Origin of the sequence: Cellulomonas sp. NPDC058312, from assembly GCF_042880135.1 — a bacterium.
Taxonomy (GTDB): Bacteria; Actinomycetota; Actinomycetes; order Actinomycetales; family Cellulomonadaceae; genus Cellulomonas.
Genome location: NZ_JBHVZE010000002.1, coordinates 297,702 through 319,569 on the forward strand (window position 1 = coordinate 297,702; position 21,868 = coordinate 319,569).

Genomic DNA, 21,868 nt, shown 5'->3' on the forward strand with positions numbered 1-21,868 from the left:
TCAGGGGTGGATCCACCCGGGGAGCAGCGGGGCGACGACGGCCCCCACGCCGACGACGCCGGCGACCACCGCGACGACCCCGGCGGCGAGCAGCGCGTCACGGCGGTCGAGGGGTACGGGGCGCCAGAGGGTGCGCGGGCGGTCGGACAGCCCGCGCGACTCCAGGGCCAGGGCGGTGCGCTCGGCGGCCCGGACCGAGACGACCAGCAGGGCGAAGGCGCAGCGGCCGAGGTCGGCCGGGCCGGTGCGGGGTCGGCCGTCGCGGCCCAGCGGTGCGCGGACCAGGTGCGCCGCGCGGATGTGCGCCCACTGCGCGGGCAGTGCGGCGAGCATCCGGTGCCCGGCCAGCAGCGCGTACGCGTACCGGGGGCTGAGCCGGGCGTGCTGGGTGAGGCTGACCATGAGGGCGCGCGGGGGCGTGCTGGCGAGGAACCCGACGGTGAGCACGCCGATCACCAGGCCGCGCAGCGCGAGCGCCGTGCCGATCACCAGGCCCTCGTGGGTGATCCGCACGGGCGCGCCGGTGAGGACCGGGGTGCCGGGGCGGCTCAGGGCGTTCACCAGGACGAGGCCGACGCCGAACGTCCAGAACGGCACCTGCGCGGTGAGCAGCGCGCGACCGCGGACGCCCGCCGCCACGCGCACGGTGACCAGGCCCAGCAGGTACAGCGCCAGCAGGGTGACGGGGTCGAGCAGCAGCAGCGTCGCCAGCGAGACCCCGAGCAGCACCGCGGCCTTGACCGTGGGGTTGCGGGCCGCCAGCGCGCTCACGGGGCGACCCCCGCTGCCGCGTCGACGCCGCGCAGCGCCCGGTCGTCGAGCTCCCGCAGCGCGTGCCGCAGCTGTCCGAGGTCGTCGACCGCGTCGGCGAGCCAGCGCAGCACCCGCGGCACCCGCAGCCGGGCGGCGTCCAGCAGCCCGGGGTCGCGCAGCAGCGTGAGCGGCCCGACGTCCGCGATCAGGCGCCCGTCGGTGACGACGAGCACCCGGTCCGCGGTGCCGGCGACCGCCCGCAGGTCGTGGCAGGAGAACAGCACGCCGCGGCCCTGCGCCGCGGCGGCGGTCAGTGCTCGGAGCGCCGCGACGGTGCCGTGCCGGTCGAGACCGAACGTCGGCTCGTCGGCGAGCAGGAACGGCCGGTCGTGCACGTGCGCCGCGGCGAGGCCGAGACGGCGTTGCTGCCCGCCGGAGAGCTGGTGCGGGTGGTGGTCGGCGTGCCCGGTGAGGTCGAACCGCTCGAGCACGTCGGTGACCCGCGCGTCCGTCGCCGGCCCGCGGGGCAGTCCGGCGGCGACCTCGGCGCGCACGGTCGTCCGGGACAGCTGGTGCTCGGGGTTCTGCAGCACCAGGCCCGCGCGGGGTCCGGTCACCGTGCCCGCGGCGGGGCGGGCGACCCCGGCCAGACAGGCGAGGAGCGTCGACTTGCCGCTGCCGTTCGGGCCGACCAGGGCGACCACCTCGCCGGCCCGGAGGGTCAGGTCGACGTCGTGCAGCACGGGGGCGACGTCCCGGCGCCGGCGACCGGGTGCCGGCGGGGGAGCGACGGCCAGCCCGCGGGCGACCAGCGTCGGCCCGGCACCGCGGGGCACGACCGGGGACGCGGGTGCCCGCGCCGCGAGGTCCAGCACGCGCCGCTGGTGGTCGGGCGACCCGACCGGACCGCCGAACGCCGCGGCGAGCTCCACGTCGAGCGGCAGCCAGCAGCCGCGGGCGAGCAGGTCGGCGCCGGCCCGGCTCGCGACGTCGGCGGCGGGGCCGTCGTGCGTGACGCGGCCCTGCCGGTCGAGCACCACCCACCGCCCGGGCAGGCCGTCGAGGCCCGCGTCGCCCGCGAGCTCGTCGAGCCGGTGCTCGACCAGGACGCAGGCCGCCCCGGTCCGGTCCCGGGCGGCGGCCAGCGCGGACCGGACCGCTGCGACCCCGTCGGCGTCGAGCATCGAGGTCGGCTCGTCGAGCAGCAGCAGGGCGGGCCCGGGCGCGAGGGCCGCCGCCAGGGCGACCCGCTGCAGCTCCCCGCCGGACAGCCCGTCGGTGCGCCGGTCGCGGAGGTGCGCGGCGCCGGTGACGTCCAGCGCGCGGTCGACCGCGGCGCCGATCCGGTCGGGGTCGACGCCGAGGTTCTCCAGCGGGAACGCCACCTCCTCGTCGACGTCGGGCAGGCACACGCCGGTCTCGGGGTCCTGCGCGAGCACGCCGACGACGTCGGCCAGCCCGGCGACGGTCGTCGTGGCGACGTCCCGGCCGGCGACGCGGACCCGCCCGGTGACCTGGGCGGGCACGACGTGCGGGACGGCGCCGTGCAGGCAGCGCAGCACCGTGGACTTGCCCGCCCCGGACGGCCCGAGCAGCAGCACCTGCTCCCCGGGCGCGACGCGCAGGTCGACCGGCCCGACGCCGTCGCCGGTCGCGAACACCGCCTCGAGCGCCTCGGTGTGCAGGACCGGCACGGCGTCGTCGGTCGCGGCGTCAGCGGTCACGACGCACCACGGCGGGTTCGAGGTCCCGCTCCGCGCGGACGATCGCGAACCCGTCCAGCACCCCGGTCCGGCGCAGCGCGTCGACGAGCACCTTCGCGAGCAGCCCGCCGAGCAGCACCCCGGACGCGACCTGGAGGCCGAGCCGCAGCAGCAGGATGTCCTGCCCGTACCAGCCGAACCGCACGGCCGACCAGGCGAACACGAGCCCGGCGCCGAGTGCGCCCGACACCGCGAACCGGGCCCAGCCGAACCGCCGGTACCGGCCCAGCGCGAACGGCAGCTCGCTGCCGAGTCCCTGGATCGCGGCGGCGACGAGCAGCAGCGGCCCGACGGGGGAGCCCAGGAACACCACCTCGACCACCGACGCGATCACCTCGGCGAGGATCCCGACGCCGGGGCGGCGGATCACCGCGACGGCCACGGGCGCGACGATCAACCAGCCGCCGAGCAGCACATGCTGCGCGAGGTCGCCGGCCGGTCCCATCAGCACCGCGAGGGCGTTCCACGCCTGGACGAGCGCCCAGTACAGGAAGCCGAAAACGACGCCCAGCATCACGAGCAGCACGATCTCCTTGAGCTCGAGACGGGCCCGCCGGGTCGGCCCCGGCCCCGCGTCACGCACCGGCGTGGGACGGGCTGTTGAGCGACAGGGTCAGGTGGCTCGTGACGTGCTGCACGCCGCGGCCCACCGTCGTCCACGCGCCGACGACGGCCTCGAGCACCGCACCGAGGTCGCCCTCGAGGCGGGTAACGAAGTGCTCCGAGGCGCGGACGGTGCCGCCCGCCCGGGCGAGCGCGATCGCGGCCTCGATGTCGCGCATGTGGTCCGGCTCGACCCCGGCCCGGACGTCGTCAGCGAGCGGGTAGAGCGCCCACTCGGCGGCGGCGAACCGGCCGGTGCGCCGACCGGTGGGCGGCTCGACACCGCGAGGTCCGGCGCCGCCCGGCAGGTCGCACCGGACCTCCCCGGGGCAGCCGCGGGACAGGTGCACGGTGACGGCGGCGTGCTCGCCGGACGCCGCGACGGCCTCGGTCAGGTCGGTCAGCCAGCGCAGCAGGTCGGCCTCGTCGCCGCCGGCATAGGTGCTGACGTCGCCGGTGCGCAGGACGAGCCCGGCGGGGTCGGCGGCGGCGAGCGCGCCGCGGATCACGTCGACGTAGCGGTCGGCCATGACGGCGACGGTGACGCGCGCGCCGACGCCGAACCGCACCGGGTCGGCGGTCAGGTCGGCGGCCGGCTCGGCGGCGCGGGCGAGGGTGGTGGGGGCGGTGTCGGTCATCGGCGTCCTCCGTGCGTCGGTCGGCACGGGAGGACGGCGGACGGGTGCCCGGCGCCCTGCATTCGCTTCCTGCGCTGGCATGACCCAGATCAGGTTCAACGGTCGGAGTTCGAGTACTCCCTCTCAGCCCGGCTCACCGGACTCCCGTGCTTCGACCGGAACGCTAGCACCCGGCCGCGCGCACGAGCAGGGGTCAGACCTTCCCCTGGATCAGCCGGTGCCAGTAGATCTGCGGCTCGAGGTACCGGTCGAACAGCAGCAGGCTGCGGCGAGGCCGGGCGAGCTCGGGGAACGGCAGGGTCGGCAGCGGGCGGCCGTCGCGGTCGTGCTCGGCGAGCAGCAGGTGCCGCAGCGAGGTGGTGACGGGCGCGACCGTGTAGCCGTCGTAGCGCCGCATCCCGCCGCGGGTCCGGCGGGCCCGGATGTTCCGGGCGACGACCGGCACCTGCCGGCGCAGCGCCCCGCCGGAGGGCACCGTCGCGACCGCCGCCGCGTCGCCGAGCCCCCACACCCGCGGGTGGGTGCGGTGCTGGAGGGTGCCGGGGTCGACGTCGACGAAGCCCTCGGCGTCGCCGAGCCCGCTGTCCGTGACCCACGCCGGCGCGCGGTGCGGCGGGGCGAGGTAGAGGGCGTCGTAGGGGAGGTTCGCGGGGCCGTCGTCGCCGGACACGTGCAGCGCGCGGTCGTCGGGGTCGACGGCGTCGAGGCGCACGCCGGTCCGCACGTGGACGCCGTAGTCCGCGGCGGCCGCGCGCAGCTCGCGGTCCGCGCGGGCGTGCTGCACCAGGTGCGGGGCCTCGACGAGCAGGTCGACGCGGATGTCCCCGAGCACGCCGGTGCGCCGCCAGTGGTCGGCGGCGGCGAACAGCGGCTTCAGCCCGACCGGGGCGCACGGGGTGTGCCGGTCCGCGATCGCGAACACGGCGCGGCCGGCGGTGAGGGCGGACAGCATCGTCCAGGTCCGCTCGGCGAGCTCGGGCAGGTAGCTCGTCGCGGCGTGCGGGGTGGCGACGGCCGCACGGGACCCGGGGACCGCGTCCCAGTCCACCTGGGACCCGGGGCAGACGGCGAGGTCGCCGTAGCCGAGCTCCGTCCCGTCGGCGAGGTGCACGACGGACCGCCCGGGGTCGACGCGCACCACGTGGTCGGCGTAGCGGTGCACCCCGGCGGGGACCACCTCGTCCTGCGGCCGGCGCAGCTCGTCGAGGGTCGCCGTGCCCGACGCCACGTACGACAGCATCGGGCGGTAGTGGTGGACGCTCGCCGGCTCGACCACGGCGACGTCCCGGCACCCGTCGCGCCGCAGCCGGCCCGCCAGGGACAGGCCGGCGTTGCCGCCGCCGATGATGAGGACGTCGTGCCGCTGGGGGGTGCTCATGGTGCGCCTCGCTCCGTCGTCGTGCGGGGCCCGGGTCCTGAGCCTCGGGGTGCTGCGGCCACGCTAGGCGAGCCGGGACGTGCCCGCCGGTCGGGACGCGGATTGCCAGATGAGGTAAGGCTTGGCTAATGTCCCGCACGTGCCCGCCCACCCCGCCGCGATGACCGCCGCCGACGTCAGCATCGGCTACGGCGGCGACCCCGTCGTCACCGGCGCCACCGTCGACCTCGCCGCCGGCCGCGTGACCGCGCTGGTCGGCCCGAACGGGTCGGGCAAGTCGACGCTGCTGCGCGGCATGGCCCGGCTGCAGCGGCTGTCCGCCGGCGACGTGACCCTGGGCGGCGCCGACGCGTCCCGGCTGTCGGCCCGCGACTTCGCGCGTCAGGTGACGCTGCTCGCGCAGCAGCGGCCGACGCCCGCCGGGATCACGGTGCGCGACGCCGTCGAGTTCGGCCGGCACCCGCACCGGCAGGGCTGGCGCGGCACCGACCCCGACGGGCACGACGCCGTCGACCGGGCTCTGGAGCTCGCCGGGATCGCCGACCTCGCGGGCGACGACATCGACGCCCTGTCCGGCGGCCAGGTGCAGCGCGTCTGGTTCGCGTCCGCGCTCGCGCAGGACACCGGGGTGCTGCTGCTCGACGAGCCGACCAACCACCTCGACCTGCGCTACCAGGTGGAGGTGCTCGAGCTGATGCGCGCGCTCGCGGACGTCCACGACGTCGCGGTCGGCGTCGTGCTGCACGACCTCGAGCAGGCCGCCGCCGTCGCCGACCGGGTGCTGGTGCTCAGCGCCGGCCGGGTCGTCGCGGACGGGCCCCCCGAGCAGGCGCTCACGTCCGCGCTGCTCAGCGAGGTGTACGAGATCGACGTCGACGTGCACGCCGACCCCCGGACGGGCCACCTCGCGGTGCGCACCCCGCGGCTGGCGCTGCGGCGGGTCGCCGCCGTGGAACCGGCGCCCGTCGGCGCCTGAGGCACCCCGACCAGACCACCGCCGCACCACCGGTGCGGCGCCGAGGGGCGAGACGCGCGGAGCCCCGGAACCCACCCGCGCAGACACGAGGAACCATGACCACGCGACGCACGCTGACCGCCCTGGTGGCCGTCGGCGCGCTGGCTGCCCTGGCGGCCTGCGGCACCACCGACGAGCCCACCTCCGACGCCTCCACCCCCGCGGCGGACGGCGCGGGCGCGGTGTCGATCACGGACGACCGCGGCGAGACCGTCGAGCTCGACGCCCCCGCGACCCGCGTGGTGTCGCTGGAGTGGATGCAGACCGAGATGCTCACCTCGCTCGGGATCACCCCGGTCGGCGCGGCCGACGTCGAGGGCTACACCTCGTGGGTCGGCACCAGCGTGCCGCTGGTCGGCGAGCCCGAGGACGTCGGCACCCGCGGCGAGCCCTCGGTCGAGGCCATCGCCGCGCTCGAGCCGGACCTCATCATCGGCGTCACCTCCTCGATCCCCGAGGGCGCGATGGAGCAGATGGAGCGGATCGCCCCGGTCGCGCTGTTCGACGGCGCGGACGCCGCCGACCCGATCGGCTACGTCGAGCAGACCTTCCGGTCCGTCGCCACGCTGGTCGGCGAGGACGACGCGGCCGACGAGGTCGTCGCGGCCTCCGAGGCGAAGGTGGCCGAGAACGCCCAGACGCTCGCCGACGCCGGGCTGGCCGGTACGCCGGTCGTGTTCGCCTCCCCGTACGCCGAGGGCGCGAACGTGACCATCCGGATGCACGGCCCGCGCACCGCGTTCCAGGCCGTCGCCGACGAGATGGGCCTGACCGCCGCGTGGACCGACCCGGGCGACGACGCGTACGGCCTGTCGTACGTGGACGTCGAGGGCCTGACCGCGCTGCCGGCCGAGACCCGGTTCCTGTACTGGGGCAACGACTCCGAGGACGACGTCGTCGAGACCTCCCTCGCGTCGAACCCGGTCTGGCAGTCCCTGCCGTTCGTGCAGCAGGGCCACGTGTCCCGCGCGGGCGTCGGCATCTGGGCCTACGGCGGCCCCGAGTCGCTGGCCGGCTGGTCGGACGACCTCGTCGCGCAGCTCACCGCCGCCGAGTGACCCGCACCCGCTGAGCACGCCGTGACGACCCCACCGACCACCGCCGCCCGGCGGCCCGACGCCCCGCGCGTCCGGGCCGCCGGTCCCGGCGCCGTCCCGCCGGCCCTCGCGGGTGTCCCGGACGGCACCGGGCGGGACCGGCAGCCGGTGCGGGTCGTCGTCGTGCTCGCGCTCCTGCTCGCCTGGCTGGCGGCCGCCGCCGCGTGGCACCTGACCCAGGGCACCGCCGACGTGACCGTCGCCGAGCTCTGGCGGGCGCTCACGGGGCAGGGCGACCTCGACCAGGCGGCCGCGGTGGTCACGGCGTCCCGGCTGCCGCGGCTCGCGGCGGGCGTGCTGGTCGGCTGCGCGCTCGGCGCGTCGGGCGCCGCGCTCCAGGGCGTGGCGCGCAACCCGCTGGCCGCCCCGGACACGCTGGCGGTCAACGCCGGCGCGTACGTGGCGGTCACCGCGGCGGCCGTCTTCGGCGCGACGCTCGGGGCGATCCCGAGCGTCGTCGTCGCGTTCGTCGGCGGCCTCGCCGCGGCGGGGCTGGTCATCGCCCTGTCCGGCGGGGCGGCCGCGTCGCCGGTCCGGCTGGTGCTCGGCGGCTCCGCGATCACCCTCGGCCTGGTGTCGGTGACCCAGGCGATGCTCGTGCTGTTCCCCTGGGAGACCCAGGGCCTGTTCGCGTGGGGTGCCGGGTCGCTCGGCCAGAACGGCATGGGCACCGTCCGCGCCGTGCTGCCGGTCGTGCTCGTCGCGCTCGCCGGGCTGCTGCTGCTCGGCCGGCGGATCGACCTGCTGCAGCTCGGCGACGACGCAGCCCGGTCGCTCGGCGTCGACGTCGGCCGCACCCGGCTGGTGGGGGTCGTGCTGGCGGTGCTGCTCGCCACCTGCGCGGTGACGGTCACCGGGCCCATCGGGTTCGTCGGGCTGTGCGCGCCGCTGCTGGTCCGGCTGCTCGCGACGTGGGTGCGGCCGCTGGCGCGCCACCGGCTGCTGATCCCCGCTGCGGGGGTCGCCGGAACGGCCCTGGTGCTGACCTCGGACGTCGCCCTGCGCGCGGTGTTCGGCCCGGTGAGCGGCGTGACCGTGCCGACCGGCGTCGTCACCAGCCTGATCGGCGCCGTCGCCCTCGTCCTGCTCGCCCGACGCGCCCGCGCCGCGCTGGAGCCGGACACGCTCGTCACGCTGCGGGCCGGGACCGCGCTGTCCCGCCGCGCGCCCGCCGTGGTGCTCGGCGTCGTGGCCGTCCTGGCCGTCGCCGCCCTGGTCGCCGGCGTGCTGCTCGGCGACTCGACCGTGCTGCTCGGCGACGTGCAGAACTGGCTCGCCGGCCGCGCGTCGGTGCGGCTCGACATCATCCTCGACTCCCGGGTGCCGCGCGTGGCCGCCGCCCTGCTCGCCGGCGCGTGCCTCGCGCTGGCCGGCGGGCTCGTGCAGGCCGTCACCCGCAACCCGCTGGCCGACCCCGGTGTGCTCGGCGTCGCGCACACCGCGGGCCTCGGCGCGGTGCTGGTCATCGTGCTCGTCACCGGGCCGTCGTTCGCCCTGGTGTTCACCGGGGCGCTCGTCGGGGCCGTCGTCGCGGGCCTGCTCGTGTTCGGGGTGAGCGCCGGGACCGGCGCCGCCGCCGGGCGGATGGTCCTCGTCGGACTCGGCACCGGCGCGGGCGCCAGCGCGATCACGACGCTGCTGCTGGTCCGCACCGACCCGTGGAACCAGAACCGCGCGATCACCTGGCTCGGGGGCTCGACGTTCGGCGCGGGCACGCCGCAGCTGGTGCCGATGGCGGTCGCGCTGCTGATCGGCGTGCTGGTCGTCGCCCGGACGCACCGCGACCTCGACCTGGTGCAGGTCGACGACGTCACCCCGCGGGTGCTCGGCGTCGACGTGCCCCGGTCGCGGTACGCGCACCTCGCCCTGGCCGTGCTGCTCACCGCCGCCGCCACCGCCGCCATCGGGCCGATCGCGTTCGTCGGGCTGGTCGCGCCGCACGCCGCGCGGATGCTGATCGGCAAGCGGCACCGCTGGCTGCTCCCGACGACCGTGCTGCTCGGCGCCACCCTGGTCGCCGTGGCGGACGCGGTGGGCCGGACGGCGATCGCCCCCGCCCAGCTGCCCGCGGGGCTGGTCACGGCCGTCGTCGGGACGCCGTACTTCCTGTGGCTGCTCTGGCGCATGCGCGCCCGCCGCTGACCCACCCCCGCGCCGCTCGCCGGTGGCGGGGGGCGGGTGGCCGGGGTAGAAGGGACGCACCACCGTCCCTCTCGAACGGCAGGAGCCTGCGATGGCGCAGCGCACCCCCTGGTCCCCGCGGCGCGCTCTCGTCGCCGGAGCCGCCTCCGTCCTGATCGCGCTGCCGCTGCTCGCGGTCCCGGCCGCGGCTGGCGCGGGCGGTGCGGGCGGCCCGTCCGGCGGCGGGCACGGCGGTGGCGGACCCGGTGGCGGGGGAGCGGTCGGGACGTACGCCAACCCGGTGAGCGCCGGGTTCGCGGACACGTACGCCGACCCGGCGGTCGTCCGCGGGCAGGACGGCTGGTGGTACGCGTACGGCACGACCGACCCCCTGCGCGAGGGCGAGGGCACCCGGCACCTGCTGCCGGTGTCGCGGTCGGCCGACCTCGTGACCTGGGAGTACGTCGGCGACGCGTTCACCGAGCCGACGCTGCCCACCTGGGCGGACACCGACCCGGACCGGCTCGCGGCGCTCTGGGCGCCCGACGTGCGCTACGTCGACGGCGAGTACCGGCTCTACTACGTCGTCACCCAGACGACCCTGACCCCGGGCGCGGGCGACGGGGCGATCGGGGTCGCGACCGCCCCGACCCCCACCGGCCCGTGGACCGACTCCGGCGACCCCGTCGTCGACCCGCGGCCCGGCGGCGGCGGACCGGACGACTTCCTGTGGACGTTCGACCCGCACCACGTCGTCGGCCCGGACGGCACCGAGCACCTGTTCTACGGGTCCTACTACGGCGGCATCTGGGTCACCGAGCTCGACGCGACCGGGACCGAGGCGGTGGGCGCGCCGACCCGGGTGGCCGTCGACAACAAGTTCGAGGGCGCGTACGTCGTGCAGCGCGACGGGTTCTGGTACCTGTTCGCGTCGACCGCGAACTGCTGCGCCGGGCCCACGACCGGGTACAGCGTGCAGGTCGGCCGCGCGACGGACCTCACCGGGCCGTACCTGGACCGCGAGGGCGTGCCCCTCGACGGGTCGCGCGCGGGCGGCACCCCGGTGCTGACGCCGAACGGGAACGCGTGGGTCGGCACCGGGCACAACGCCGTCGCCACGGACCTGGCGGGCCAGGACTGGATCGTCTACCACGCCATCGACCGGGCGGACCCGTACCTGGATGGCACCGACGGCGTGAACGAGCGCCCGATGTTGATCGACCGGCTGGACTGGGTCGACGGCTGGCCGGTGGTGAACGGCGGCGCGGGTGCGTCCGAGGGCGAGCAGACCGCACCGGTGACGGACGGCCGCGCGGTGACCGGGTTCGACGCCGGGACCGGGTCCCCGTTCCGGGGCGCGTCCTGGCGCACGGAGCCGACGGACCCGCAGGGCGGCCCGCACGCCGTGTCGCGGCGCGCGGGAGCGCTGCTCACCCGCGAGCCGCAGCGTGTCCCGGTGCGGGTCGAGGGCGATCTCCGGCTCGACGGGACGGCGGCCGGCGGAGTGGTCGCGGGCCAGGCGGGCTCGGGCCGCGGCGACCGGCACGACGACGCCGACTGGTCGCGCGCGGACGGCGGCCGGGGCGGCAGCGGGCGACCGTCCGGCGTGAGCGCGGTGGTCGACCCCGGCGCCGGGCTGCTCGTGCTGAGGTCCGGGTCGGGCGAGGCCACCGCCCCGCTGCCCCCGGGCGTCGACTGGTCGACCTGGCACGCCGTGGTCCTCGAGCTCGACGGCCGCACGGCGCGCGCGGAGGTCAGCCAGGCGCGCCTCGGCGACCCGCTGGCCGCGGTGGCGCTCGACCTGCCGCGCCGGGTCGGCGCCGGTTCGGCGGGTGCGGTCGCCCGCGGCGCCGGGGTGCACGTCGACGACCTCAGCGTCGTGCCGCTCGCGGGCGACGACGTCGTGCCCGTGCCGCTGCCGACCACCGGGACCCTGACGGACGACGTGACGTTCGACGCGGACCTCGGCGCGGGCTGGACCGCGCTGCGGGCGCCCGAGGTCACGGTCGCGGACGGCGCGCTGGTCTGGCCGGTGGAGCAGGCCGACCTCACCGGCAGCGGGAACGACGCGGGGGTGCTGCTGCGCGCGGTGCCGGACGGCGGCTGGACCGCCGAGACGCAGGTGACGACCGACCTGGGCGTCGACGACGTCCGGAACTACCAGCAGGCAGGGCTGGTGGCGTACGGCGGCGACGACCTGTTCGCCCGGCTGTCGCACGTCGCGATCTGGAACACCCGGCAGACGGAGCTCGGGTACGAGACCCCGTACGCGGGCCGGCTCGCGTACGGCGGCACGATCGTCGGGCCGCCCGGCGACACCACCTGGCTGCGCCTCGTGCACCGGACCGACGACACCGGCGAGCACGAGGTCCGCGGCCTCACCAGCACCGACGGCAGCACGTGGGTCGCGGGCGGGGTGTGGACGTTCCCCGCGGGCACCGACCTGCGGGTCGGGCTGGTCGCCCACGGCTGGAACGGGACCGACCCGCGCGCCACGGCCCAGTTCGAGCACCTGCGGATCTGGGCGGACTGAGCGCGACGGCCGACCGCGTGACCGAGACTGGGGCCGTGGACCTCGCGCCGGACGACCCCTGGACCCTGATCGCCGACGACTGGGCGCGGCTGTGGGCCCCGTCGGCCGAGCCGGTCCGGCGCGCCGTCGTCGCGGCGGCGGGCGTGGGCCCGGGGACGCGGCTGCTCGACGTCGGGTGCGGCAGCGGGGAGCTGCTGGCCCACGCGGCGTCGCTCGGGGCCGCGGTGTCCGGGGCGGACGCCGCCCCGGGGATGGTCGAGCGGGCCCGCGCCGTCGCACCCGGGGCGGACGTGCGGGTCGCGGAGGCCGAGGCGCTGCCCTGGCCCGACCGGGCGTTCGACGTCGTCGCCGCGGTCAACGTGCTGCAGCTCGTGCCGGACCCGGAGGTCGCCCTGGCCGAGGTGGCGCGCGTCGTCGCACCGGGCGGCCGCGTCGCGGTGTGCGGCTGGGCCGAGCGCGACCGCAACGAGCTGGACGTGGTCGAGGCCGCCCTCGCGCTGGACGACGGCGAGCCGCTCGGCGACGAGCACCCGCTGCGGGAGGAGGCGCCGGTGCGGGCGCTGCTGACCGCTGCGGGCCTGACCGTCGAGACCGTGACCCTGGTCGACGTGTCGTGGACGGCCGACGACGAGGAGGCCCTGGTCCGTGGGGTGCTGCTCGGCGAGGACGCCGCCGGGCTGCGGGAGCGGGGCCCGGTCGTCGTCGACGCGGCGGAGCGGTTCCGGACGCCGGGCGGGGGGTTCCGGTTCCGGAACACCTACCGGCTGCTGGTCGCGCGCGCCTGACCGGCGCCTCGGCCCGCCGCCCTCAGCCCGCCGCGTGCCGGTCGAGGAACGCGTCGACCGCCGCGGCCGCACCGGCGCTGTCGAGGTGCAGCCCGTGCCCGGCGCCGGGCATCGCGACCAGCTCGGCGCCGGGGATCGCAGCGGCCAGCCGCTCGGCCGACGCGAGGGCGGCGAGGCGGTCGTGCGTACCGTGCACGACGAGCGTCGGCGCCGTGATCCGCGATAGCACGGCGAGCGCGTCGTGCGTCGTGCTCGCCCGGTAGAGCGCGCGCAGCGTCGGGCGGTCGGCGTCGAGCGTGAAGAACCGGCGCACCTCGTCGGGGTGGGCCGCGGCCCAGTCGTCGGCGAAGAACAGCCGGCGGCGCTCGACCGGGTCCCCGCCGAGCAGCAGCCGGTGCGCCGCGGCGTCCCGGGGCACCCCGTCGCCGGCACCGGCGCTGGTCGCCAGCAGCACCAGGGACGCCACGCGGTCCGGGGCGTCCACCGCCAGCCACTGCGCGATCTTGCCGCCCATCGAGTGCCCGACGACCTGCGCGCGGTCGACCCCGGCGGCGTCCAGGACCGCGCGCACGTCCCCGGCCAGCGCCCGGGTGGTGAACCGGGCGTGCGCGTCCTCCCGACGTCCGGGCGCGCTGCCGCCGGTGCCGCGCTGCTCGGTCCGCAGCACCCGGAACCGGTCCGCGAGCCGGTGCACGACGGGGTCCCAGCCGGCCGTCGGCGTCGCCTGGCCCTGGAGCAGTAGGACCGGCGGTCCCGACCCCAGCGCGGTCCACAGCAGGTCGACGCCGTCGTCGGCGGGGGCGGTGCGGCGGGACGCGGGCGGGGCGGAGGTCACCGGGCGACGCTAGCCCAGGCGCCCGCCGTCGTCCGCCGCCGTCGCACGCCCGCACCCGGGCCCGCGTGAATCACCCGTTCCCCGGCATCTCTCACCCGGTCGGTGCGCCCGCGCCGGCATCCGCTTTCCCATACTGGGGCCATGCCGGCGACCGACGAGGGACCGCACGTCGAGCGGGACCGCGAGCTGCGGCCCCAGCTCGCGGCCGCGTTCCTGGTCGTGTCGCTGCTGGTGGCGTTCGGCGGGCTGACCCCGGCCGACCCGGACACCGCCGTCGGCCGCTGGGTGGCGGTCGCGTCCCTGTACGCGGTGCTCGCCGTGCTGGCGCTGGCGCTGCCCGCCGCGCCGCGGACCACGCAGGCGATCCTCGTGACCGGGGTGTTGGCCGCGGGCGTGGTGACGGGGAGCTGCCACAGCGCGCAGGGGGTGTTCACCGGGTGCCTCGGGATCATCCTGGCGGGGCAGCTGGCCGCGTACGCGCTCGACCTGCGCCGGGCGCTGGCCGTCGGGGCGGTGTGCGTCTCGACCATCGCCGTGGCCGCGAGCGTCGCCCCCGCCCCGGTGCGGCCGAGCAGCACGGTGGTCGTCGTGGTGCTGGGGCTGATGACGTCGGCGCTGCTCGGGCGGCAGACGCACTGCCTGCGCGTCGACGCGGGCACCGACCACCTGACGGGTGCGCTCAGCCGCGGCGCGTTCTACGAGCGGCTCTCCGGGGCCGTCGACCGGGCGCAGCGCACCAGCCGTCCGCTCGCCGTGGTCGCCCTCGACATCGACGACTTCAAGGTCGTGAACGCGACGCACGGCCACCTCGGGGCCGACGACCTCATGGCGTCCCTGGTCGGGGCGTGGCGGGCGGACCTGGACAGGCACGCGTTCGTCGGCCGGGTCGGCGGCGACGAGTTCGTGGCCGTGCTCCCCGGTCACGACGCGCGGTTGGCCCGCGGCTGGGCCGCGCTCGCGAGCAGCTGGACCGCCCTGCCGAGCAGCGCCGGGGTCGCCGAGCTCCGGGCGGACGACACGATGCGCACGCTGCTGGCCCGGGCGGACGCCGACCTGTTCGCGGCGAAGCAGCGCAAGGCCGACGCCGAGCCGACCCGCACGGTCGTGACCGACCCGGTGGCGTGACGCCCGGGCTCGACCCGGTGGCGTGACCGACGACGCGATCCGGGACGTGACCGGGTGACGTGCGCCGGGCAGGGCGCTCCCGGCCCGGCGCTCACCGCGCGAGGCGCTCGACCGCGCCGGCGAACACCGGCGGCAGCCGCACCGCCGCCGGGACCAGCGCGCCCCGCAGCGGCGACGTCGCGGCGGCCACCAGGGCGGAGGTGAGCAGGCGGTAGTCCCGGGTCTCGGTGCGCCAGGCCCGCTCGTACCCGGCGGCGTCGTCCAGGTGCGCGACCGCGGCGCGCGCCTGCGCGAAGCCGAGCCGGAGGCCCTCGCCGGTGAGGGCGTCGACGTACCCGGAGGCGTCGCCGACCAGCCGCACCCGGCCCGCGGTCCGCGCGCGGGTGCGCTGGCGCAGGGGACCCGCACCCCGGTCCGCCGCGTCGACGGCCGCCCCCGCGAGCCGGTCGGCGAGCGCCGGCACCGCCGCGAGCTCCGCGTCGACGTCGACCGGCGCGGCGCCGAGCAGGGCGACACCCACCAGGTCCGGGGCGACGGGGGTCACGTACGCCTCGGTCCGGCGGCCCCAGTGCACCTCGACCAGGTCGGTCCACGGGGCCACGCGGTAGTGCCGGCGCACGCCGAACCGACGGGCCGTCCGGGGCCCGGAGCGTGCCAGGACGCGGGACACGGCGGCGGGCACGGCACGCGGCGGCCTCGCCTCCAGGCCGGTCAGCCGCCGGACCGTCGAGTGCAGGCCGTCGCACGCGAGCAGCCACCGTGCGTGCACCCCGCCGGCGACCACGCCGTCCTCGTCCTGGGTGACCTGCAGGACCCGCCCCGTGACCCGCTCGACCCCCAGCGCGTCGGCGCGGTCCGCGAGCGCCGCGTGCAGGACGGTGCGACGGACCCCGCGCCCGGGCGGGCCGGCGAACCGGTGCTCGGCGCGCAGGTCGTCGCGCACGTAGGCGATGCCCGCGAGGTCGCGCCCGGCGGGGTCGACGCCGAGGCGGTGCAGCGCCGTGACGGCCCGGGGCATCAGGCCCTCGCCGCACGCCTTGTCGATCGCGCCGGACCGGGGCTCCACGACCAGGGCGGTGTACCCGGCGAGCCGGGCCTCGATCGCTGCGACCAGTCCGACCGGGCCGCCGCCGACGACGAGGACGTCGGCGTCGTACGCGGTCACGGCCGGGCGGGTGCGGTGGTGGGTCCGTCGGCGACCCCGGTGGCGGTCGCGGCGCGCAGGGCGCGTTCCTCGGCGGGGATCCGGAACCCGAGGAGGAGCACCGCGTTCAGCACCGTGAACGCCAGCGCGGTCACCCACGCCGTGTGCACGAGCGGCAGGGCGATGCCCTCGACGACCACGGCGACGTAGTTGGGGTGCGGGATCCAGCGGTAGGGGCCCGTCGACACCAGCGGCAGGCCCGGGACGACGATCACGCGGGTGTTCCACCGGGGGCCGAGCGTCGCGATGCACCACCAGCGCAACGCCTGGCTGCCGATCACCAGCGCGAGCGCGACCCAGCCCAGCCACGGGACGAACGGCCGGTCGGCGACGTGCACCTCGAGCACGCACGCGAGCAGCAGGCCGGTGTGCAGGGCGACCATCGGCGGGAAGTGGCCCCGGCCCGACTCGACGCCGCCGCGGGCGACGGACCAGCGGGCGTTGCGGGCGGACACCACCAGCTCGGCGAGGCGTTCCAGGGCGGTGAGCGCGACCAGCAGGTCGAACCACGCGACGGAGCTCATGCGGTCTCCTCGGTTCCAGGGGCGGGGGCAGGGGTCGTGGTGTCGGGCGTGCCGGGCCAGCGGAGGGCGACGAGCTCCGCGCCGACGCCGGGGCCGAACGCCACCAGGGCGCCGAGCCCGCCGGGTCGGGGCGGTGGGCCGGCGAGGGTCGCGGCGAGCACGTGCAGCACCGCGGCGGACGACAGGTTGCCGGTGCGGGCCATCGTCGCCCGGCTGACCGCGAGCGCCGCCTCGGGCAGGTCGAGGGCGTCGCGGACCGCGTCGAGGATCCTCGGCCCGCCGGGGTGCACGACCCAGCGGTCGACGTCGGCGACCGTCGCGCCGAGCGGGGCCAGCAGCGCGTCGACGTCCGCGGCGGCGTGGGCGGCGACCGTGTCGGCCATCGCGCCGGACAGCACGATGCGCAGCCCGGACGCGCCCACCTGCCAGCCGAGGTCCCCGGCGGTCCCGGGGTAGAGCACGCTGCGGGTGCCGACGACCGCGGGTCCGTCGAGACCGAGCGCGGCCGCGCGGCGGTCGCCGAGCACGACGACGGCTGCGGCCCCGTCGCCGAACAGGCCGCTCGCGACGAGGTTCGCGGTCGAGTCGTCGTCGTGCTGGAGCGTCAGCGAGCAGAGCTCGACGGACAGCAGCACGGCGACGTCGTCGGGGTGCCCGTCGAGGTGGTCGTGCACGAGGGCGAGGCCCGCGGCGCCGCCCGCGCAGCCCAGCCCGAAGCTCGGCACCCGGCGCACGTCGGGGCGCAACCCGATCCGCTCGACCAGCAGGGCGTCCAGCGAGGGCGCGGACACCCCGGTGACCGTGGTGAAGAACAGGTGGTCGACGTCCGTGGGGCGCAGGCCGGCCGCGTCGAGGGCGTCGTGCACGGCGCGAGCGGCCAGCTCGGTGCCTTCGCGCAGGAACAGGTCGTTCGTCTCACCGAAGCTGGACAGCCCCGCGTACTTCTCCAGCGGCAGCACCAGGTGCCGGGTGTCGATGCCGCTCGACCGGTGGACCCGCTCGAGCACGGCGCGCCGGCGCGGGTCGCGGGTGACGATCCCGCCGATCTCCGCGGTGATGTCCGCCTGGTCGTAGACGTGCTCGGGCAGTGCGGGGACCACGGCCACGACTCGGGACATGCGCGGATCCTCTCGCGGGGGGTCGCGGCCCGCGACCGGTGGCGGGGTCTCAGCCGGTGGTGACCAGCAGCACGACCGCCAGACCGGCGACGAGCATCGCGGCGGTGAACGGCCAGCGGCTCGTCGGGCGGCGGAGCGCGACGACGACGGCGGACCCCGCGAGCGCTCCCGCCCCGCCCAGCGCGGCCACCCCAGGCGGTCCGGGCGCCCCGGGGCTGCCGAGCACGACGACGAGCACGGCGGCGAGCAGCACGGCGGCCGCGCCGAACGCGGTCCAGCGCCGACCGAGCCGGTGCGGCAGGCCCCGCACGCCCGTGGCCGCGTCGTCCTCGAGGTCGGGCAGCACGTTCGCGAGGTGCGCGCCGACGCCGAGCAGCGCACCGCCGGCCGTCACCCACCAGGGCGCGGCACCGGCACCCGGCCCGGCGCCGAGGGTGGCGACCGAGGGCAGCCCGCCGAATGCCACCGCGTAGGGCAGCGCCGACCACGCCGTCGACTTCAGGCGCGCGTTGTACGCCCACGCGGCGGCGACCAGCACGCCGTGCAGGAGGGCGGCCCGGATCCCGAGCGTGAGCGACAGACCCGCGCACGCCGCGACCGCCAGCAGCGCGGCGGTCCGGAGCGCGGCCGGGGTGACGTCCCCGCGGACGACGGGCTTGTCGGTGCGCCCGACCGCCCGGTCCCGGGCGGCGTCGATCCAGTCGTTGGACCACCCCACCGACAGCTGCCCCGCCAGGACCGCGGAACCGACCAGCGCCGACCGGCCGGGCCCGGCGTCCGCGGGGCCCGCCGCGTACGCGGTGGCGAAGACGGTGACCGCGGCGGCCGGTGCCGCGTGCGCGGCGCGGACCAGCGCCGTCACGGGACGGACCAGCGCCGTCACGGGACGGACCAGCGCCGTCACGGGACGGACCGGGGGGCGCGCGGCGCCGACCGGTGCGCGGCGGGGCGCCGGGTCGGGCGTGGCGGTCCGCGGCATGGCGTCCCTCCCGTTCCTGCGTCGCTCGGCGCGGCCATCCTGCCGCAGGCCGCTCGCGGCAGCACCCCGTCCCGCGTGCGCGCAGCCGGGGGAGCGGTCAGTCCGGCAGGTGCGGCACCTCCGTCCCGCTGCCGCCGCGCAGCAGCGCCCCGCGCTGCACCGCCCCGGAGCCGAACTGCGCCCGCACGGCGTCGAGGGCCCCGTCCAGCCCGGACCGGTCGCGGCCGTCGAGGTCCAGCTGCGGCTGCTCCCACGCGTCGGTCTCCAACCCGGTGAGCGCCACACCGACCAGGGTGAGGCCGCGCTCGGCGACCAGGGGCGCCGCCTCGGCGAGGAGTGCAGCGGCGACCGCGGCCAGCCGCTCGCCGGACGCGGTGGCGTGGGGCAGCGACCGGGACCGGGTCGCGGCGGTGTAGTCCGCGAACCGCAGCCGCAGCACCACCGTCCGCGCGAGCCGGTGCGCCCCGCGCAGCCGCCGGGTCACCCGGTCGACCAGGCCGAGCAGCGCGGCGTGCACCTGCTCGGGCCGGTGCGGTCCGCGGCCGAGCGCGCGCTGGGCGCCGACGGATGCGCGTCGCCGGTCGGTGCGGACCCGTTCGGGCGTGCGCCCGTGCACCACGGCGTGCAGGTGCCGGCCCATCGCCGGCCCGAGCGCCGCGACGAGGACCTGCGGCGGGAGCGCGGCGACGTCACCGGCGGTCGCCAGGCCGTAGGCGCGCAGCTTGCCGGCGGTGACCTCGCCGACGCCCCAGAGCACCTCGAGCGGCAGCGGGTGCAGGAACGCGTCCTCGCGATCCGGCTCGACGAGCAGCAGGCCGTCGGGCTTCGCGACCCGGCTGGCGACCTTCGCCAGGAACGGCGTGCGCGCGACCCCGACGGTGATCGTGAGGCCGACCTCGGCCCGCACCCGCGCCCGCAGTCGCGCCCCGATCTGCACCGGCGGGACGTCGATCCGGTGCAGGCCGTGCACGTCGAGGAACGCCTCGTCGATCGAGACCCCCTGCACCGCGGGCGTGGTGTCGGCGAAGATCGCGAACACCGCCCGGCTGGCCGCCGTGTACGCGTCGAACCGCGGCGGGACCACGGCGAGCCCCGGGCACAGGGACCGGGCCTCCCGGCCGCTCATCGCGGTCCGCACCCCGCGCCGCTTCGCCTCGTACGACGCCGCGAGCACCACGCCGCCGCCCACGGCGACCGGCCGCCCGCGCAGCCGCGGGTCGTCGCGCTGCTCGACCGACGCGTAGAACGCGTCCAGGTCCGCGTGCAGCACCCCGGCCCCTCGAGTCGACCTCTCCATAGAACACATGTTCGACCCGACCTCTGACACGCGCCAGCGCCCGCCGACGAGTGGTCACGACACGCTGGTCCGCGGGGGCGCGCGGCAGCGTGTCGTGACCACTCGCCCCCGGCGGACGGGAGGGGGTGGACGGGAGGGGCGTGGACGGGAGGGGAGCGGGGCCCCGGGGTGTCAGGGGAGGAGGTGGCAGGTGAGGCGGCGCAGGGTGGGGAGGCCGTCGGCGGACAGGACGCTCTCCAGGTGGCCCTGGACCGACGCGACCGCCCGGCCGCGCAGCGCGTGCACCACGCCCGTGGCCGGGTCGGCGCCGACCTCGAGGTCGAGCAGCGGCGTCCGCGTCGTCCCCGGCGCCACCCGCGCGGCGAACGTATTGTAGAACCCGATCGCCGCGGGCTCGCCGAGGACGTCCACCTCGAGCCGCACGCCCTGGCGCGGGGACTCCAGCGGCGCGACCGGCAGCCCGGCCTGCAACGCGAGCACTTGGTGGCTGAGGCAGACGGCGAGCAGCGGCAGCCCGGTGCGCAGCCGCGCGGCCAGCAGCGCGTGCAGGCGCGCGACGCGGGGGTCGTCCAGGCGGCGGGCGTCACCCGGCCCGGGGCCGAGCACGAGCAGGTCCGCGTCGGGGTCGTCGGGCACGGCGTCCCAGGGCACGACGCGGGCGTCGAGGCCGAGGTGCCGCAGCTGGTGGGCGAGCATCGTCGTGAACTGGTCCTCGGCGTCCACGACCAGGGCGGTGCGCCCCGCGAGGCCGGGCTCGGGCTCGGCGGCCTGGGGTCGGAGCCAGAACGTCGCGAGCCGGTCGTTGCGCGACGCCAGCGCGGCGGCGACGCCGGGCTCGTCGGCGAGCACAGGGGCGGGCCCGGCGGTCGGGCGGGGGACGGCGCCGATAGCGGTGAGCACCCCGGCGGCCTTGGCGTGCGTCTCGGCGACCTCGCCCGCGGCCGACGAGTGCCGGACCAGCGTCGCGCCGACCGGAACGGTGACCCGGCCGGCGTCGTCGAGGTACGCGGTGCGGATCAGGATCGGCGCGTCGAGCGCGTACCCGCCCACGGCGTCGGGCTCGAACAGCGCGAGCACCCCGGAGTAGTACCCGCGCGGCGTCGTCTCGTGCCGGGCGATGACCGTGCAGGCGTTGCCCATCGGCGAGCCCGTCACCGTCGGGGCGAACATCGTCAGCCGCAGCACCTCGCGCACGTCGAGGTCGGTGCGCCCCTCCAGCACGTACTCCGTGTGCGTGAGCCGGGACATCTGCTTCAGGTACGGCCCGAGGATGCGACCGCCGTCGGGGCAGACGGCGCTCATCATCTTCATCTCCTCGTCGACGACCATGAACAGCTCGTCGCTCTCCTTGGCGTCGGCGAGGAACGCCAGCAGCTCCGCGCCGGTGGGGGCGTCGGCGCCGTGCCGGAACGTCCCGCTGATCGGGTTCATCCGGGCGACGCCGCCGGAGACGGACACGTGCCGCTCGGGGGTGGCCCCCGCCGCCGCGAGCCCGGGGGTGCGCAGCGCGAACGTCCAGTACGCGCCCTGCTCGCGCTCGACCAGCGCCCGCAGCCACGACAGCACGGCCGTGCCGGGCGCGGCGTCGGTGCGGGCCACGAAGTCGCGCCGGATGACGAAGTTCGCGCCCTCCCCGCGCCCGATCTCGTCGTCGATCACGGCGCGGACCTGCGCGCCGTAGGCCTCGTCGGGCACGTCGAACCCGACGGGGTCGATCGCGACGGGCTCGGGGGGCAGCAGCGCGAGGGCGTCGGCCAGCGGCACCTGCTCGCGGTCGCGGACGACGAGGCAGCGCAGCGGGGCGCCGTCGTCGTGCGCCACGAACCCGCGCTCGCGCACCTGGCGGAACGGGACCAGGGCGAGGACGGTCGCGCCGTCGAGGGGGATGTCCGCGAGGCGGTCGACGTCGAGGACGTCCCCGACGAGCACGTCGAGCACGGGGGCGTCGCCGCGCCGGAGCACGACGAACGGGGGTGCGTCCTCGGTCAGGAGGGTGCGGAGCAGGGGAGCGGTGGTCATGCGGGCAGCCGATCGGGTCGGGGATCGGCGCCCGCCCGCCACTGCTGGCACGACCGCCGGTCCGGGCGGTCGTCGACGCGT

Annotated in this window: 18 protein-coding genes and 1 riboswitch; of the genes, 6 read left to right on the top strand and 12 right to left on the bottom strand. The window is 77.6% G+C overall.

Annotation, left to right across the window (positions count from 1 at the left end):
• The 5 genes from ACFVXN_RS05685 to ACFVXN_RS05705 all read right to left on the bottom strand — a co-directional run bounded on the left by ACFVXN_RS05685 (position 1) and on the right by ACFVXN_RS05705 (position 5,135).
• Complete coding sequence (locus ACFVXN_RS05685; protein WP_389228651.1) at positions 1-771, bottom strand: energy-coupling factor transporter transmembrane component T family protein; 771 nt, start codon at positions 769-771, stop codon at positions 1-3.
• Positions 768-2,477, bottom strand: coding sequence for an ABC transporter ATP-binding protein (locus ACFVXN_RS05690; RefSeq protein ID WP_389228654.1), 1,710 nt, complete (start codon positions 2,475-2,477; stop codon positions 768-770). Before ACFVXN_RS05690 ends, ACFVXN_RS05685 begins: the two co-directional genes overlap by 4 nt.
• Complete coding sequence (locus ACFVXN_RS05695; RefSeq protein ID WP_389228657.1) at positions 2,467-3,042, bottom strand: ECF transporter S component; 576 nt, start codon at positions 3,040-3,042, stop codon at positions 2,467-2,469. Before ACFVXN_RS05695 ends, ACFVXN_RS05690 begins: the two co-directional genes overlap by 11 nt.
• Before the next feature lie 49 nt (positions 3,043-3,091).
• Complete coding sequence (locus ACFVXN_RS05700; RefSeq protein WP_389228660.1) at positions 3,092-3,757, bottom strand: YkoF family thiamine/hydroxymethylpyrimidine-binding protein; 666 nt, start codon at positions 3,755-3,757, stop codon at positions 3,092-3,094.
• A 49-nt stretch (positions 3,758-3,806) separates the two neighbouring features.
• Positions 3,807-3,915, bottom strand: a riboswitch (TPP riboswitch).
• Positions 3,916-3,950: 35 nt separating this feature from the next.
• A complete protein-coding gene (locus ACFVXN_RS05705) occupies positions 3,951-5,135 on the bottom strand; it encodes an NAD(P)/FAD-dependent oxidoreductase (protein WP_389228663.1) in 1,185 nt (394 codons plus the stop codon).
• Between the two features lie 160 nt (positions 5,136-5,295).
• Between ACFVXN_RS05705 and ACFVXN_RS05710 the strand changes: the two genes are divergently transcribed.
• The 5 genes from ACFVXN_RS05710 (at position 5,296) to ACFVXN_RS05730 (ending at position 12,686) form a co-directional block, all read left to right on the top strand.
• On the top strand, positions 5,296-6,111 hold the full coding sequence (locus tag ACFVXN_RS05710; RefSeq protein WP_389230482.1) for an ABC transporter ATP-binding protein: 816 nt from the start codon (positions 5,296-5,298) through the stop codon (positions 6,109-6,111).
• A 95-nt stretch (positions 6,112-6,206) separates the two neighbouring features.
• Positions 6,207-7,208: an ABC transporter substrate-binding protein gene (locus tag ACFVXN_RS05715; protein ID WP_389228666.1), complete on the top strand. Its 1,002-nt coding sequence runs from the start codon at positions 6,207-6,209 to the stop codon at positions 7,206-7,208.
• Between the two features lie 21 nt (positions 7,209-7,229).
• Positions 7,230-9,389, top strand: coding sequence for an iron ABC transporter permease (locus ACFVXN_RS05720; protein WP_389228669.1), 2,160 nt, complete (start codon positions 7,230-7,232; stop codon positions 9,387-9,389).
• A gap of 91 nt (positions 9,390-9,480) precedes the next feature.
• Complete coding sequence (locus ACFVXN_RS05725; protein ID WP_389228672.1) at positions 9,481-11,901, top strand: family 43 glycosylhydrolase; 2,421 nt, start codon at positions 9,481-9,483, stop codon at positions 11,899-11,901.
• 17 nt (positions 11,902-11,918) lie between these two features.
• Positions 11,919-12,686 carry a class I SAM-dependent methyltransferase gene (locus ACFVXN_RS05730; RefSeq protein WP_389228675.1) on the top strand — a complete coding sequence of 256 codons (768 nt, stop codon included), beginning with the start codon at positions 11,919-11,921 and terminating at the stop codon, positions 12,684-12,686.
• 22 nt (positions 12,687-12,708) lie between these two features.
• Here the strand turns inward: ACFVXN_RS05730 and ACFVXN_RS05735 are convergent, their stop codons facing one another.
• Positions 12,709-13,521, bottom strand: coding sequence for an alpha/beta fold hydrolase (locus tag ACFVXN_RS05735; RefSeq protein ID WP_389228678.1), 813 nt, complete (start codon positions 13,519-13,521; stop codon positions 12,709-12,711).
• Between the two features lie 141 nt (positions 13,522-13,662).
• Here ACFVXN_RS05735 and ACFVXN_RS05740 point away from each other — a divergent pair, with 141 nt between their 5' ends.
• On the top strand, positions 13,663-14,646 hold the full coding sequence (locus ACFVXN_RS05740) for a diguanylate cyclase domain-containing protein (RefSeq protein ID WP_389228681.1): 984 nt from the start codon (positions 13,663-13,665) through the stop codon (positions 14,644-14,646).
• Positions 14,647-14,737: 91 nt separating this feature from the next.
• Here the strand turns inward: ACFVXN_RS05740 and ACFVXN_RS05745 are convergent, their stop codons facing one another.
• The 6 genes from ACFVXN_RS05745 to ACFVXN_RS05770 all read right to left on the bottom strand — a co-directional run bounded on the left by ACFVXN_RS05745 (position 14,738) and on the right by ACFVXN_RS05770 (position 21,787).
• Positions 14,738-15,811, bottom strand: coding sequence for an NAD(P)/FAD-dependent oxidoreductase (locus tag ACFVXN_RS05745; RefSeq protein ID WP_389228684.1), 1,074 nt, complete (start codon positions 15,809-15,811; stop codon positions 14,738-14,740).
• Entirely contained in the window at positions 15,808-16,374 is a 567-nt protein-coding gene (locus ACFVXN_RS05750; RefSeq protein ID WP_389228687.1) for an isoprenylcysteine carboxyl methyltransferase family protein, read from the bottom strand. Before ACFVXN_RS05750 ends, ACFVXN_RS05745 begins: the two co-directional genes overlap by 4 nt.
• Positions 16,371-17,492, bottom strand: coding sequence for a type III polyketide synthase (locus ACFVXN_RS05755; protein ID WP_389228690.1), 1,122 nt, complete (start codon positions 17,490-17,492; stop codon positions 16,371-16,373). Before ACFVXN_RS05755 ends, ACFVXN_RS05750 begins: the two co-directional genes overlap by 4 nt.
• A gap of 49 nt (positions 17,493-17,541) precedes the next feature.
• Positions 17,542-18,471 (bottom strand): UbiA family prenyltransferase, encoded by a 930-nt coding sequence (locus ACFVXN_RS05760; protein WP_389228693.1) that lies wholly within the window; start codon positions 18,469-18,471, stop codon positions 17,542-17,544.
• A 97-nt stretch (positions 18,472-18,568) separates the two neighbouring features.
• Entirely contained in the window at positions 18,569-19,741 is a 1,173-nt protein-coding gene (gene dinB, locus ACFVXN_RS05765) for a DNA polymerase IV (protein WP_389228696.1), read from the bottom strand.
• Between the two features lie 198 nt (positions 19,742-19,939).
• Positions 19,940-21,787 carry a chorismate-binding protein gene (locus ACFVXN_RS05770; protein ID WP_389228699.1) on the bottom strand — a complete coding sequence of 616 codons (1,848 nt, stop codon included), beginning with the start codon at positions 21,785-21,787 and terminating at the stop codon, positions 19,940-19,942.
• Positions 21,788-21,868: the final 81 nt, after the last annotated feature.